11 protein-coding genes are annotated in these 16,090 nt (G+C 40.9%); 3 read left to right on the forward strand and 8 right to left on the reverse strand.

Going from position 1 to position 16,090, the window contains the following annotated elements; translation table 11 throughout:
- Position 1: 1 nt before the first annotated feature.
- Positions 2-469: a hypothetical protein gene (locus R2Q66_RS15710; protein WP_316750655.1), complete on the reverse strand. Its 468-nt coding sequence runs from the start codon at positions 467-469 to the stop codon at positions 2-4.
- A 210-nt stretch (positions 470-679) separates the two neighbouring features.
- Positions 680-1,327, reverse strand: a complete 648-nt coding sequence (locus R2Q66_RS15715) for a hypothetical protein (RefSeq protein WP_316750658.1) — start codon at positions 1,325-1,327, stop codon at positions 680-682.
- Between the two features lie 148 nt (positions 1,328-1,475).
- Between R2Q66_RS15715 and R2Q66_RS15720 the strand changes: the two genes are divergently transcribed.
- Complete coding sequence (locus R2Q66_RS15720) at positions 1,476-1,796, forward strand: helix-turn-helix transcriptional regulator (RefSeq protein WP_316750660.1); 321 nt, start codon at positions 1,476-1,478, stop codon at positions 1,794-1,796.
- Between the two features lie 88 nt (positions 1,797-1,884).
- Here the strand turns inward: R2Q66_RS15720 and R2Q66_RS15725 are convergent, their stop codons facing one another.
- Positions 1,885-2,964 carry an acyltransferase gene (locus R2Q66_RS15725; protein WP_316750662.1) on the reverse strand — a complete coding sequence of 360 codons (1,080 nt, stop codon included), beginning with the start codon at positions 2,962-2,964 and terminating at the stop codon, positions 1,885-1,887.
- A 192-nt stretch (positions 2,965-3,156) separates the two neighbouring features.
- Here R2Q66_RS15725 and R2Q66_RS15730 point away from each other — a divergent pair, with 192 nt between their 5' ends.
- Positions 3,157-4,944 (forward strand): alpha-L-fucosidase, encoded by a 1,788-nt coding sequence (locus tag R2Q66_RS15730; RefSeq protein WP_316750665.1) that lies wholly within the window; start codon positions 3,157-3,159, stop codon positions 4,942-4,944.
- 1 nt (position 4,945) lies between these two features.
- Here R2Q66_RS15730 and R2Q66_RS15735 read toward each other — a convergent pair whose 3' ends face one another.
- The gene (locus R2Q66_RS15735; RefSeq protein ID WP_316750668.1) at positions 4,946-6,187 is read right to left on the reverse strand and encodes an MFS transporter; all 1,242 of its coding nucleotides are present in this window, start codon (positions 6,185-6,187) and stop codon (positions 4,946-4,948) included.
- Positions 6,188-6,264: 77 nt separating this feature from the next.
- On the reverse strand, positions 6,265-7,452 hold the full coding sequence (locus R2Q66_RS15740; protein WP_316750670.1) for a DUF418 domain-containing protein: 1,188 nt from the start codon (positions 7,450-7,452) through the stop codon (positions 6,265-6,267).
- 330 nt (positions 7,453-7,782) lie between these two features.
- Between R2Q66_RS15740 and R2Q66_RS15745 the strand changes: the two genes are divergently transcribed.
- Complete coding sequence (locus R2Q66_RS15745; protein WP_316750672.1) at positions 7,783-8,310, forward strand: hypothetical protein; 528 nt, start codon at positions 7,783-7,785, stop codon at positions 8,308-8,310.
- Positions 8,311-8,454: 144 nt separating this feature from the next.
- On the opposite strand, the gene glgB is transcribed toward R2Q66_RS15745, so the two are convergent.
- The 3 genes from glgB to R2Q66_RS15760 form a co-directional block, all read right to left on the reverse strand.
- Complete coding sequence (gene glgB / locus R2Q66_RS15750) at positions 8,455-10,428, reverse strand: 1,4-alpha-glucan branching protein GlgB (RefSeq protein ID WP_316750674.1); 1,974 nt, start codon at positions 10,426-10,428, stop codon at positions 8,455-8,457.
- A 23-nt stretch (positions 10,429-10,451) separates the two neighbouring features.
- Positions 10,452-12,923, reverse strand: coding sequence for a glycoside hydrolase family 31 protein (locus tag R2Q66_RS15755; protein WP_316750676.1), 2,472 nt, complete (start codon positions 12,921-12,923; stop codon positions 10,452-10,454).
- Between the two features lie 182 nt (positions 12,924-13,105).
- Positions 13,106-15,988: a TonB-dependent receptor gene (locus R2Q66_RS15760; protein ID WP_316750679.1), complete on the reverse strand. Its 2,883-nt coding sequence runs from the start codon at positions 15,986-15,988 to the stop codon at positions 13,106-13,108.
- Positions 15,989-16,090: the final 102 nt, after the last annotated feature.

Here is a 16,090-nt window from a genome sequence, read left to right on the forward strand (position 1 = left end):
ATTACATTCTCAACCGAACGTATTTCTCGATGATCTCCTGATCAACCCCAATTTCCTCATCCTTTTCCAATCCCCGCTGAATCAAAGTATCCCCTTTTATGCTCAGTTTAAATTTGAAAGTTTTATCCTCCCATTCTCTGTAATTGCAATACTCCAGATGCTCCGTGTAGTCATTCCCCGTTAAAGTATATTTACCCCCTCCAGCTACAAAAACTGGCTTTAAATCCTTTCCTCCTTTCAGGTCATGGTTAAAAAAAGCAAAATGGGTACCGTTAATGATTTTGATCTGTTTCATGTCCTTTTTGTAATCAGTAAACGTAGACTTCCCCTTTGCAATGGTTACTCCCGATACCAACTGCCAGGTTCCCTGAATATTCAGTACTTCTGAGTGTTTATTAGTGGTATTGATCAGGCTCAATCCGGGAATCAAGGCTGAGCTGAGGAGAATAAGGCCAATTTTTAGGTTCATAGTGTTATTTGGTTTAAGTATTTGGTTTAGCTTCTTTACCGCCTGTTTTTGCGGTTATCATTTAGCCTTATCCATGGCAGAAAACCTAATAAAATATCCATTACATACGATATAAATCACATGGTATAACTCTTAAGGATAAGGCCTTACTAAAATATCAAAATAATCTCCATTCCCTCCGGATTTTTCTTTCCTTTTATCCAAAGTAAATCACATAGCCTCATAAACAAATCCCATTTCTTTATGCTTGTACCTTTTTAACGCTTGTCCATCAACGTCCAGATATTCGCCTAATGCCTGCTCCAGGAACCCCGCCTTAATGAAATGCCCTGCACGGATTCTACAAATTTTAAAGATTTCCAGCGGAGTTTTTGGCCCGGCATCAAAAAAGCCTTCCATGATCAAATGACTGAGTTCTATTCTAGCATGGTATAGAAAAGCGGCTTCCTCATTTTCATGATACCGCCTGGCTGGATCCATTTCATTCAGCATATATAACAACTCCTTAGGACGATCTTCCTGCAATTGGTAGACTTTATAATGAATATAGTCCCGTTCCTGCGATTGTACCGCCCATAACCCGATTTCCTTAGGATTGCCATCGAGACTTCTGAAAAAGTCAACGGTATGACAATCAAATATTTTGGCCAATACAGTCACATCTCCCAGCCATAATTCTTTATGCTGTTTAAATGCTTCCCGATCTGCAATAAACCCTGTTTTTCTTCCCATTAAAAAGGAAAGCTCTTCCTGAGAAAACCGTGCAGCAATCCTTTTTATTTGTATAAAATAAATTAAATCATAATTTAAATAGGTGGTTTTCAGTCCCTTTTCTTTCTTTTTATCAATAGTCATCATCGCTTCTGTTTTAGTTAATCAAAAGTAAAAACAACCCGATAAAAATGAGGAAAAAATAAGGTTGTAATTAACCTCAAAATGGTTGTATTTTACAATTAATTAACTCACCAGAAAAAGAGGAAATTTTAATAACTTTACAAGTAACAAAATGATGAAGAAACCCCATTTAGGAAGAAACCTGAGCCGCATTCGTCTCTATTACGGAATGAAACAAGCCACATTAGCCAAAGCGCTGGGTATTAGCCAGCAAGCCGTTTCAAAAATGGAACAAAAAAACACCATAGGAGATGAATTACTCCTCAAAATCGCGAAAATTATGGATGTAAAAATCAGTCTATTAAAAAAACCTGACCCTGACCTTGTTCAGCAAAATAGTAATGTCCAGGACGACTTCGAAAACAATACTGACATGGGATTAGTCATCGAGCTGGTTAAAAGACTACTGAAAAATGAAAAAAAGAATAAATAAAACACTTCTTTAAACAATTATCTGATTAGCGCATCTTCGATAGCAAAGAATAGACACTATCGAAGACGCTATGACGTCGCTGAAAAGATTACATCAATAGTTTTCTCATGCCTTTAATCCTTGTGAGTAACCAGACCGTTGCAAAGGAAACAAGCAGTGTGATCAAACATGACAGTAATACATTTAAACCCGGATGAAGGTCAAACGTAGCCGCAAGATATCTGAAAATAACCCCTATAAAGAAGTAATGAATTAGAAATATACCAAATGAATACTTAGCAATTGTTTGAATGATCCGTGTAAATACACCATTTTTAAGCTCCAAACCTTCAACCAATAAAAATACACCTACGGCTTCTAAAAGCACGTTGGGTGAGCAATAATACCAGACCATTTCAATATTTGGAATGGAAAAAGGAACACTGATTGTCAGGTAATAAGTGATTCCATAACCCGTCAGAAATAAAATAGCACCGGTACATCTTTTGCTGAGTGTACTCCAGCCTGGCAGGTAAGTATAAAGATAGTACCCCATCAGCAGGTACCCTATAAAGCCCGATAAGTAATAAAAAGAATGAAATTCATTCCAATCGCATACCCCGAAAGCCAGGCCTGTTAAAAACTTGAGGTAAGGGATGAAAGTGGAGAAAATAAAGATGGCCAATACCAATTCCAGCTCTCTTTTTGTGGCTTTAGCAACCCATGGAGAAATGACAGGAATGATCAGGTACAGTCCAACCAACATATATAAATACCACAAATGTGGAGAAGCATCACCAAAACTTAATGGCAACCTGACAATGTCAAGCCACATTTTGTCCCAGGATTTATGATTCAGCACCATGCCGTCAAAAATCACATAAGCTACACCCCAGAAGAGTAAAGCCGGCAGAATCCGCCATAGCCTCTTTTTATAAAATTCAATAGTATTGAGCTTGGTAGGTAACAGTAAAACTCCGGAAATCAGCACAAATAAAGGAACCGAAAAACGGTACAAAGAACCGATATAAGTCCCCCATTCGAAATTAAAATTACCATCCTGATTTAAAATAATACAGTCATTGGCATGTGCCACAATGACCATAAACACAGCAATCACTTTCAGTAAATCCAGCCAGTTAATTTTCTTCTTCAATATCGCCTGCTCCGTTCTTAATTGGTCTTCCATATCCTAATTTTACTATATTCTAATCCTACTTTGGGAGGATAAACCTAAACCAATTAACGCAAAGTATCAAGCTTTGCCTGTAAACTGGTAGATATTGCCAAAAGCGTTTAATCATTGGCTATAAACGGATAACTATAAAAAAACAGAGGACTTATCTTAGTAAACGACTAACCATCAAGTCATATCCAAATTATGAACCAGCTCAGAAAAACCAGTATTTTCCTTTTATTATTTTTTTCCACAATCTATGCTTCAGATGCTCAAGACATCGAAAGATGGGATAAAAATGCGGTCGGAAAAGAAAACCCGAATACCCAATGGTTTCAGGATGCTAAATTCGGAATGTTTATCCACTGGGGATTATACTCCAAACTTGCAGGTGTATGGGAGGATAAAGATTATTATGGCAGCGGAGAATGGCTGATGCACCAGGCAAAAATCCCTGCAAAAGCCTATGAGAAAGTTGCAGCAAGCTTTAATCCTCAAAAATTCAATGCCGAAGAATGGGCAGAGCTGGCAAATGATGCAGGTATCAAATATATGGTCATCACCGCAAAACACCATGAGGGCTTTGCCATGTACGATTCTAAAGTCAGTGATTTTAATATCGTAAAAGCCTCCCCTTATGGTAAAGATCCAATGAAAGAATTAGCCAATGCCACCCGGAAAAAAGGTATTCAATTTGGTTTCTATTATTCTCAGTTTCTGGATTGGCATGAACCCAATGGTGGTGGTAACAAATGGGACTTTAAAGAAGCCGACAAAGACTATTTAAAATATTATAAAGAGAAATCCATCCCTCAACTCAAAGAATTACTAACCAATTATGGCAACTTAGGTATTGTCTGGTTCGACATGCCAGGGGGATTAACTAAAGCACAAACACAGTCGCTGGTTGATGAAATGCATGCGCTACAGCCTAAAAGCCTTTTCAGTAGCCGCGTGGGACAAGGACTTGGAGATTACCGTACTTTCGGAGATTCGGAAGTTCCGGCAACGCCGATAAAAGGTGCCTGGGAATCGATTTATACCCATAACGACTCCTGGGGTTATATCAGTCACGATATGAATTTCAAAACACCAGAAGAAATTACTCAATTATTAGCCAATGTGGCCTCCAAAGGAGGAAATCTGATGCTCAATGTAGGGCCAGACGGAGAAGGAAATATTCCTCATTACTCAGCAAAGTACCTTAGGGAAACCGGTAAATGGTTAAAGAAAAACGGAGAAAGTATTTATGGCAGCACTTATGGACTTGTTCCGGCGCAACCCTGGGGTGTAACTACCTCTAAGCCGGGAAAACTATACCTGCATATCCTTACGCCACCTAAAGACGGAAAAATCAGAGTTCCGGGAATCAATGCAAAAGTGATTAATGTTGCCGCTCTCAACAGCAAGACCAAATTGAAATATGAAATTAAAGACCAGATATTATACCTGGAACTTCCCGCCAACACCGCGCCTTACCATGCCGTAATCACGGTTAGCTTTGATGGCCCCTTAAATGATGGCTATTTAAACTCAGTTCCAACTGTTTCTGCTGCCTACGACAACAATATGCTGGAAGTCATTCATTCAAAAACCAGTGGTTCCGCAAAAATTCAGACTTTAACTTACAGTCATTATTTTGGCGACTGGAAGCATACTACCTGCATCACAGGGATGGTAAAACCAGAAGATCAGGTGAGCTTCGAATTTAACCTGACAGAACCTGGTGATTATAAAATCCAGCTGGAATATGCTTGTCCGGAGGAAAGTGCAAAACAGGAAGGGCTGATGGAGTTTAACCATAAAACGTACAAATTCCAGACTCTAAGAACCTCCAAATACAGTTCCGGGAAGCCATTATTATTCATTAAACATCCTGTGGCTACGGTTACCGTAGAAAAACCAGGCCTATACACCCTGATTTTAAAGCCGGAAAACAATACCAAAGAACTGTTCAAATTGAAATCTGTGATCCTTCAACCCATCAGATAACCTAATCTTCTACGAAATCCAGGTCTTTATGATGTGTTTCAGGAATGGTTTTAATAGAATAAAAACCTATTCCAAAGCAAATGACACCAATAATCGCCGCGGCATTTAACTCCATCACGTGTGGTTTTAAGAAAGTATAACCGGTTGTCATCAGTACCACTGTTCCACGCACCATGTTTGGAATAGTGGTGGCTGCTGTTGCACGTACATTTGTACCGAATTGTTCGGCACCAATGGTGACGAACATCGCCCAGTAGCCGATCCCAAAACCGACCCATAAACACATGGCATATAGCCCTTTTGTGGTGGAGATACCGCCGTAAAGGAAGATTAGCGAACCGATTGCTGCAAATATCATCAGGTAAGCTACGGCCTTACGACGCGATTCCAGCCAGTAACTGATCACTCCACTCACTAAATCTCCCGCAGCCAGGCCTACATAACACCACATCACTGCTAATCCTGGTTTTATAGCCTCCGTAATCTGTAACGCTTTCCCGATTTCATTACTAAACGTTGCCAGAATCCCAATTACAAACCAGGTAGGTAAACCAACGCCAATACACTTCAGATACAAGATCAACCTGCTTTTCTTAGTGAAAAAAGATAGAAAATTGCCCTTGCTCAATTGCTGTTTCGCTTTCATCGTATGGAACATTCCGGATTCAAAAACCCCGATCCGGAGGAATAACAACATAATTCCCATTCCGCCACCAATGAAATAAGCATTTCTCCAGCTAAATAATTCTACGGTGAAATAGCCTACTACAGCACCGAGAAGCCCTACCCCCGCAACCAGAGATGTTCCCAATGCCCTGAGTTTTTTTGGCAAACTCTCAGAAACCAGTGTGATACCAGCGCCAAGCTCTCCTGCTAAACCTATTCCTGCGATGAAACGCAGAATCTTGTAAACAAAAACATCCTGCACAAATCCACAGGCAAAATTTGCAATAGAATAAGTGATAATGGAGCCAAAAAGAACAGATAACCGACCTTTTTTATCGCCCAAAACACCCCATAAGATACCACCCAGCAACAATCCCGTCATCTGCCAATTGAGAATACTCGCCCCTTCTACAGAACGCGCTGCTTCATCAAGGCCCAGTTCGGTTAAGCTGGGAATCCGGACAATGCCAAATAAAAGTAAATCATAGATGTCTACAAAATAGCCGAGAGAGGCTACAATTACGGGTGCACTGAGCAGATAAGCCCAGGCACTTTTTTCTTTAATGGTGGTGGTCATTGAATGGTTTGTTGGTTGAAATCTATTTCTAATGTAACAATTCCATGGTAATTTTATACCATGGAATTGTTACCCGGTTATTTAAACCAGGTTGCACGCGCCCATAAACCTTCCAGCGGACCTTGTTTATGTTTACTCAGCCACCATTTACAAAACTGTACCTGAGCCAGGAACACCACAATACCAATCAGTAAACTCATGGTCATCCCACAAGATTTCGCCAGAGAAAGTCCGAAAGGGAAGTAAATTAAAGCCCCCAATATCGATTGACTCACGTAATTGGTCAGACTCATCCTTCCGTAAGGAATTAGTGAAGCCGTTAGATTTCTAAACTTAAGTTTTTGATAAAGGAGCATAAAAGAGGCCGTAAGAACTACTGTGAAGGAAAACTTAGACCACATATCCATGGCCACACCCACGGTAGATTTACTAACTACATCTGTGTTATTATCCATCAAGATCACTTTCAACTCATATAGCGGCGCAAATAATATTGCGGAAGCAATTAAAGCACTCAACCAAAAGCCCCTGCTTTCTTTCGAATCCAGGAACAGTTGTTTTCTTCCGATCCATAAGCCACACATAAATAAACCCATGGTTTGCATGAACCTTCCACCCTCAATAGCCCATAATAAACTGGCTTTCTGTCCGGTGGTTACATTTACTTTAAAGAACTCCCAGATATCTCCACTGGCCACAACTTTCCCGATTTCTCCATAAAGTGCGCCTGCTTGTTTCAACGGTAAAGTGAAGCCGGGATCCAATAGGCTTCTCAGATAATGATACCATTCTATCGGCTGTAACAAACATAGCACAGCTAATACCAGCAGCGTTTTATTGTCAAACTTTCTTACAAAAAACAAGACAAGCCCTGCAATACTATACAGCAACAAAACATCACCACCAGGAAAAAACAGGGCATTCAACGACGCAAAAACCGTAAGTAACAATAGGCGCCATAAAAAACGGTAGCCAAAATCTTTACCCAGCGACTGCTGTTTCGCAAATAAAATAGAGAAAGTGAAGCCAAAAAGAAGGGCGAATATAGCATAAGATTTTCCTGCAAAAAGAGAAAAAACAACCGTAAAAACGCCTTTATCAAGATTATTAAGCCAACCAGGTTGGGAGGCTGCATCAGGATAAATTCCTGAAATAAAGTGCTCAATGTTATGTACTAAAAAGATTGCCATCACGGCAAATCCTCTAAAAGCATCCACTACATGGATCCGGTTGCTTTGTCCGGGCATCGTACTGTTCAGATTCATTTAAATATAGGTTTGGTTTCAAATTTGTGTCCCTAAATCTAAGAAATTTATCTTTTATGCCCGATAAACAATAACCAGGAGCGGCAAAAGCCAAACGTTTTGATATTTAGCTACATATCCTTATCTTTGTAAAAAAAGAACATGCTAAAGTATCCACATATCCCATTTACAAGCAGCAGCCCTATGGCTTTCCTGCATCGGGTAAGCATGGAATATCCTTTTTTATCCGGGATATAAAATCATCCCCCGCTGATAATCAGCCAGTACCAAAATCAAGATTTAACACCAGCCCGAATTTTTCTTATCGGATTAACAACGAAACGATTCCTTATGGACATTTTATATACCACCGAAGAAAAGTATTTGGAAGCTCTTGAAGAATTAAACTTCGGAGAGCCGCCAAAAGCACTTCATTTACTAAATGCAATTATTCAGACAGACCCGGAATATGCGAGAGCATATTGCAGTTTAGGGAATATCTATCAGGATAAACTTAAAAACTATCAGACTGCTGGATATTATTACAAGAAATGTATCGAGTTAGAGCCGGAATTTCCGGATACCTACCTGCCTTACCTGCGTTTGTTGAGCACACTAGAAATGCCCAGACTAGCCGACCAGATTTTCGCACAAGCCCTCGCCACTAAAGGCGTTTGCAAATGCTGTATCTATGAACAAATGGGAATTTATGCAGAACAAGACAAAAGATGGGAAGCAGCTAATGAATTTTACAAACAAGCACTGTTAAACAGTACCGGCATAGAAGACAAAAGCGCTTTACATGACAATCTGCAACGATTAAAAGACAAAAAGAGATTAACATCTCAGGTGATTTACAACTTTCAATCACAAGATTAACTTTCTATCATAGGATTAAGTTGCAGTCACAAGATTAGAATCAATACGATTCCTGATTTAAAACAGAAATAGCCTTCAATAATGAAGGCTATTTCTGTTTTAAGCTGTTTTTATACGGAGCTATTTTCAGGCCTAAAAAAACCTTTACTTCACTTGTTTCAATACAATAGCCCCCAAAGGAGGCAACTGCAATTGAATAGAATACTCGCGCCCATGACAGCCTAAAGGTTCAGGCGATAACAACAAGCCTTCATTTCCTTTCCCGCTGCCAAAAAACTCCGCAGCATCCGTATTAAAAATCTCTGTCCATTTTGCTTTAAAAGGAAGTCCGATCCGGTAATTTTCCCGAAGTACAGGTGTCATATTTAAAATCACAATCAACGTATCTTTAGCTTTTAGCCCTTTCCGCTGATAAACGTAAACAGAATGATCAGCATCATCAGCGTTGATCCACTCAAATCCTTCCGCAGAAAAACTATGCTCATAAAGCGCAGGCTCGTTACGGTACAAATTATTGAGCGCCCTAACCGTTTTCTGCATCCCAAGGTGTGGCGCATGTTGCAACAAATGCCAATCCAGGGAACTCTTGAAGTCCCATTCATGCGTTTGCGCAAACTCATTACCCATAAACAACAGCTTAGTACCTGGTTGCGTAAACATATACGCGTATAAAAGACGGAGATTGGCAAACTTCTGCCACTCATCTCCTGGCATCTTATAAATCATAGACGATTTCCCGTGAACCACTTCATCATGAGAAAAAGGCAACATAAAACGCTCCGTAAAGGCGTAAGTGATGCTAAAACTGAGCTGATGGTGATGATAACTCCGGTTAAGCGGATCATTTTTGAAATACTTCAAAGTATCATTCATCCAACCCATCATCCATTTCATCCCAAAACCCAGACCGCCATCTTTTACCGGATGCGTCACCCCTGGATAAGTACTGCTTTCTTCTGCGATGGTATGCACCCCCTCAAAATTGCCGTAAACTGCTTCATTCAGGTCTTGCAAAAACTGTATAGCTCCCAGATTTTCCGGTCCGCCAAACTCATTTGTTGCCGCGTCCTCAGCCTTTCTGGAGAAATTATAATACAGCATAGAAGCCACAGCATCTACCCGCAGTCCGTCGGCATGGAATTTATCCATCCAAAACATCGCATTGCTGATCAGAAAAGACCGCACCTCATTTCTATCGTAATTAAAAATGTACGATTTCCAATCCGGATGAAAACCTTTCCTCATATCTGCATGCTCATACAAATGTGTGCCATCAAACTTAAAAAGACCATGAGCATCACCAGGAAAATGGGATGGCACCCAATCCAGGATCACCCCGATATCATTTTTATGGAGTTCATCTACCAGATACATCAGCTCTTCCGGCGTCCCATGTCGGGAACTTGCCGCAAAATAACCGGTAATCTGATAGCCCCAGGAAGGGAAATACGGATATTCCATGATCGGCATCAGCTCCACATGCGTGAAACCCATATCCAGAATATAAGGCACCAGACTGGTGGCAATCTCTTTATAAGTTAGCACCCGCAGAGGTTCCGAAGGATCCCTTTGCCAAGAGCCCAAATGCAATTCATACACAGATAAAGGCTGATTTAAGGCATTAACCTTTGGTCTTTTTTTCAACCATGGCTTATCTTTCCAGCGATAATCGACTTCCCAAATTACGGAAGCTGTTCTTGGCGGATGTTCCCAATGACGCGCAAAAGGATCACCTTTCTGGATATCCTGGCCATCAAAACCTTTGATCGCGTATTTATAAACTTCCCCATTTTTCAGATCGGGTATAAACCCCTCCCAAATTCCAGACTCATCCCACCTTTTGTTCAAAGGATGGGAATGGGAATCCCATTGGTTAAAATTACCAACCACGCTTAACGATTGTGCATTTGGTGCCCAAACCGCGAAATAAGCGCCATCACGCCCATCAACGCGCAATAAATGGACCCCCATTTTTTCATACAGGCGGAAATGTTTACCGCTGACAAATAGAGAAACATCAAAATCAGTAAATAAACTATGCACCCAAACGCTGCTTTCTTGCTGCACTATTTTATCATCTAATACTTTAACGGAACTGCTCTTAACTGGTACATTCATGATCATGATTTTAATTGTTTTCCCTACTCACCATATATCTTTACCGCCATAAAATTCTTGTTGGACTTAAATCGTAAGCAATTACGTTCGTCCATATAATAATCTTTTATATCTTTTTCATCTACTGTGATTTTCTTCACTTTAAATGGAATTCCAACCACCGTATAGTCGTACAACTCATAATTCGGTGTATAAAGTCCGGTTACGCTTTGCTCAATCACCAACTTTTTCTGATCTCCTTTTACACTAAACTTCTTCTCCGAATAAATATCCTGCTCATAGGCAAAAGTGTCTCCATGATCCTCAAAGAAGAAAGAATTCACCTCATAATCGGAATAATAAATATTAAGCAATACCTCATCGATATTTTTCTCCCCAACATATTGCATCACCGGATATTCAGGAATTACGGAACCTGCGCGTACAAATAGTGGCATATGGTCTAAAGCAGCCTGAATCAGGTGCTCACTTTCGCCGGTCAGGATCTCATGCGTCCAGTAATTATACCATTTTCCTTTCGGGAGATAAACCATTCTGGACGTTGCACCCTGCTCTAACACTGGACAAACCAATATTTTATCCCCAAAAGTAAACTCATCCTGACGGTAATGATTGCCTACATTTTCCTGCTCCAACATCACTAGCGGCCTCAAAATAGGGAAACCATAACGGTGATGTTCCCAGAAAACCGAATACAGGTAAGGCATTAAACGATACCGCAGCTCAATAAAAGTCCGGTTGATGCTGGTATAGGGTTCTCCGAAGCTCCAGGGCTCTCTTTCGGCAGTATCACCGGCCGAATGTGCGCGCATAAAAGGAGAAAAAGTACCCAGCTGAATCCAGCGGGTAAACAATTCAGCATCCGGTTCGCCACTAAATCCACCGATATCGGTACCACAAAAAGGAACGCCGGAAACCGACATCCGCTGACACTGGATATTGCCCATTTTCAGGTGCTCCCAGGTTGCTACATTGTCGCCCGTCCATACACAACCATACCTTTGCATTCCGGAATAACCGGCTCTGGTAATGGTAAAAGGGCGTTTATTACGCATCAATTTCTTTAGGCCGTCATAAGTAGAGCGCACCATCTGCATCCCATACACATTGTGTGCTTTGCGATGTGAACCTCTATAGCCATCAAAATTATGCCTCACATCATTCGGAAAAGTACCTGCACCAAAAACGGCAGGTTCATTCATATCGTTCCAGACACCAGCTACGCCAATATCGACGAGTTCCTTGTATAAATTACCCCACCATTCCCTTACCGCAGGATTGGTAAAGTCCGGAAACTGGCACCTTCCCGGCCAAACATGACCTTCCATGAAATAATCGTCGCTCCTTCTACAGAAATAATTATGTTCTTTACCTTCTTTAAAAACCCAGTAATTATCGTCCACTTTAATCCCGGGATCAATCATGACGACCGTTTTAAAACCGTCATTTGCCAACTCCCTGATCATCCGTTTAGGGTCCGGAAAATAGTTCTTATTCCAGGTAAAACAGCGATAGCCATCCATATAATCAATATCCAGATAGATCGCATCGCAAGGAATATTCCTGGAACGGAAGCCATCGGCGATTTCTTTCACCTTCTTTTCCGGATAATAACTCCAGCGACATTGGTGGTAGCCCAACGCCCATTTAGGAGGCATCGGATGCGTACCCGTTAAAGTCTGATATCTTTTAACCACGTCCATCATGTGCGGACCATGGATATAATAGTATTGTAATTCACCTCCATCAGCCCAGAAACTGGTTTTCTGCTGATCTTCCTTCCCAAAATCAAAGTAAGAACGGAAAGTATTGTCGAAGAAAATGCCGTAAGCCGATTGCTGATGTACCCCAACATAGAAAGGAATCGTCCGGTATAGCGGATCCTGATCCCAGCCAAAAGAATAAGCATCGGTGTTCCAATTCTGGAAATGACGCCCTCTCAGGTTCATATTGCCCGATTTATCGCCTAAACCAAAGAAGTTTTCTTCCGAATGGCATTTCTTCGTGGCATATACGTAATAGCCCCCGAACTCCACATTTTCCTCCCAATGCATCGGAGAATCGTCTTCACTCATCACCATCTGACTCAGATTCTCCACAAAAGAGACCTGAAAATCAGCTTTCGCCACTTTACAGGTAATCGTATTTGTGGAAATCGCATAGTGGTCTTCCTGCTCTGTCATTTTAAAAGTGGTCACTTTCTGGTCCACCACCGGTACGGCATAAGAGAAATCATCCAGAAAAACACCATGTGGCGCCAATCTGACTCTAATGATCTCATCGCTCACGACCCTCACTTCCACACTCGCATCGCCATCAGAGAAGAAGAACTTATTTCCTGCCTTCTCTACCTTCTGCACCGCAGACAAATATTTCTTTACAATTGGTTTTATATCGGTAACCGGGTTGTTTAAATGTTGAACAGTCTCTTCAACAATTTCGGGAATTTTACCCTCCTCTTTTATTTCTTTCCCTTGTTCGTGTTGTTCTTCCATGAAAATCGGTTATTAAAAGTAGCAGATAAATAGATGGTGTATTTTATACAACTAAGGTTGTTAAAATTTACAGGAAAACCAAAGGATTTTTTGCGGCTTTCAGATTGGTACCTAAAAGTTTAGCGCATAAAAAACCCCGACATTTCTGCCGGGGTTCTCCAAATTTAAACTAAAATGAGAGACTATGGATTGAATACATAAGAAACGTAATACAGTGCTCCAACAGAAGGATTACCATAAGACGTGAAATAGTATTTGTTTAACACATTTGATCCACCAATTTTAATCATAGAGTTTACTGAAGGTATTTTCAGGTTAACCTGTGCATCAAGTGTGCTGAAAGCAGGTACATCTCCGGAAGCAAATGAAGAGTTCCAGTAGAATTCACCTTGCCAGCGCCAGTTCACATTAAAACCTACGTTTTTGATGATTTCTCTATTCCCGAATCCAAGGTTATAACGGAACTCAGGTGTATTGAAATCATTGATATAATCCTGAGGAAGATCCTGAAGCTTGTTGTAAGACACGTTACCACTCAGGTTGTATTTGCCGATTAAATAATCCAGACCGATAGCACCACCATAAGTCGTCACTTTTCCGGTAGCATTTACCGGAACACCAAACTTAGTGATCGCGCCACCTTTACTCTGATAAACATCAACCGCAGTAATGAAATCCTTATAAACACTGTAGTAAGCATAAGCATCTATCAGAACTTTAGGACCTAATAAACCTTTATAACCTACCTCATACGACTGAACACTTTCCGGACGCACACCTTTGGTGTCAAAATCATATGTCTTCAACAAAGATGGATCTGGCGTACCTGCCGAAGCAGAAGCTAAATAAGCACGGTAACTTACATCCGTATAAGGCTTGGTCGTTAACAACTCATACTTGTTTAAGCTAGCCGGCAAACCACCGATAAGACGCTGTGTACCACCACCAACAGATAAATCTATGTACTGATTCTGAGTAGTTGGATTGCGGTAACCGGTTTGATAAGAAACGCGGATATTGTTGTTTGGTGCTACAGTATATACACCTGTTATCCTTGGTGTAAACCTGCCGTCGAAATTAGAGCTTTTATCGTAACGACCTGAAAATGTTAACTTTAGCTTCTCATTAAAAAATTTCTTTCCAATCTGTGCAAAAGCACCATATTCATTAATATCAATTCCTTTATCGAAATCGTCAAAGATAGTACCACCAGATCTCAATTGATACAAACGGTAAGAAGTCCCAACCTGTAATTCTACTACATTTTTCAAGGCATTCGTGAAATTGTACATGCCCTCATAATGGTATAGATTGGTTTTATCATCAAACTTAGCACCATATATCCCTTTTTTGAAATCAGTGCCGGAGATGGTTGTATTCATGATCTTCTCTTTTGCAGCTTCAAATTCAGGGGACCCCGGTTGAAATCTGCCTTTATCTGCTGCTGCTCTTGCTGCCGCATGCGCTTGTGCATCCGTAACTCCCGTTGCTTTTGCACCCACATAATTCCCTACATATTCAGGAAACCATGCCGTAGAACTTTTAGAAGTTTCATTGATGTAACTCCCCAAAATAGAAGAAATATAAGAATCTCCGGAACGCTCCTGAGTAGTGTATCCTTTTAAGAAGAAATCCTGACCTTTTAATTCTAATTTATACTGTCCGATGCTGAAATTACGTAGCGAATAGCGGTCAGAACCGGTATATACCGATGTTCCTGAGCCCCAGTTTGCCTGTGCAATCGCTTCGATGGTTGGCGAAAAACGATAATGAAGCGCACCTGAACCTTTCAGAGATTGTGTTTTATAATCTACCAGGTTCAACTCTTCGTAACCCGTTCTGGAAACCGCCTCATCCGGAAGCAAAGCCTTATTGGCCAGTCCGAGTGTAAAAGGTCTGAACCTTGGATCAGTACCCAGGAAATTGTTTAAAGCAGCTAATCCATTCGGATTAGATTTAAATCCTGCGATCTGAGCAGCAGTAGGTGGAGCTGGTAAACCCAGAGCCCCTTGTACAAACGCCGAAGTTCCTGCATTTACCGCCGCCTGAGCCACGTTTCTCATATTCTGATTCACCTCATCCCCATAAACGTTAATCCCGTCATAGTTAGGATCTGTTTCTCTGGTCCCTTCTTTAAATTTTCGCGCTGCGCGATCAAAATCACTGTAATTGTTCGCATGCCAATCCTCTGCCTGCAGGAAAGAGAAACTTCCTTTGAATGCAAACTTGTTGTTAAAGGCTTTAGCTACACGAACGTCCAGCTGATTGAAAGGCTGCACTTTTGAACTAGCATCATCCACATGGTTGATCCCGGTTTTAAACTGAAAACTAGCCCCCTGATAATCGTAAGGGTTTTTTGAAGTGATCAACATCGTACCACTGATACCACCTGCACCGTATAATGCGGAAGAAGCACCCGGCAAAAGTTCTACATTGTCTACATCAAGATCATTGATCCCAACAATATTACCCACAGAGAAATTCAGACCAGGAGCCTGATTGTCCATTCCATCCACATACTGGTTGAAACGGGTATTTCCGTTAGAGTTAAAACCTCTGGTATTGATAGATTTAAATGTTAAACTCTGTGTACTCATTTCCACACCTTTCAGATTCGCCAGGGCATCATAAAATGAAGGTGCAGCTACTTCTTTAATTGCAGTAGCGCCCATCCGTTCAATAGAAACCGGAGATTCCAAAATCCGTTCTGGTGTTCTCGACGCAGATATTACAACCTCTTGTCCCAAAATACCTACTTGTTCCAATTCCGCATCCAGACTAGATGCATTTCCTGTAATCTGCTTCTCCACAGGCGCATAGCCCACATAAGAAATCACGAGAATAAAAGGGGCTTTTTGTGAAGTACTGAAATTGTACTTTCCATTAATGTCTGTTGCAGTGCCTGAAGTGGTGCCTTTAACGGTTATCCCAACACCTGGTATGGGCGCCTTACTGAGCTTATCCGTAATTGTTCCGCTAATGATCACATTTTGTGCCTGTGCAAAGGTGGCAGTCATACACAGCAATAAAAACGCGAGGATCGTTTTTGTAAAATTTTTGCTCATACTGTCGAGAATTTATAGTTGGTTAATTTATCTTAAAATTAATACAATTTTTTAATTATCCAAACTGAATTTTGATGACAAATAAATGGACGAAATCTATTT

Source organism: Pedobacter gandavensis (assembly GCF_032677645.1).
In the GTDB taxonomy this organism is placed as follows: domain Bacteria; phylum Bacteroidota; class Bacteroidia; order Sphingobacteriales; family Sphingobacteriaceae; genus Pedobacter; species Pedobacter gandavensis_A.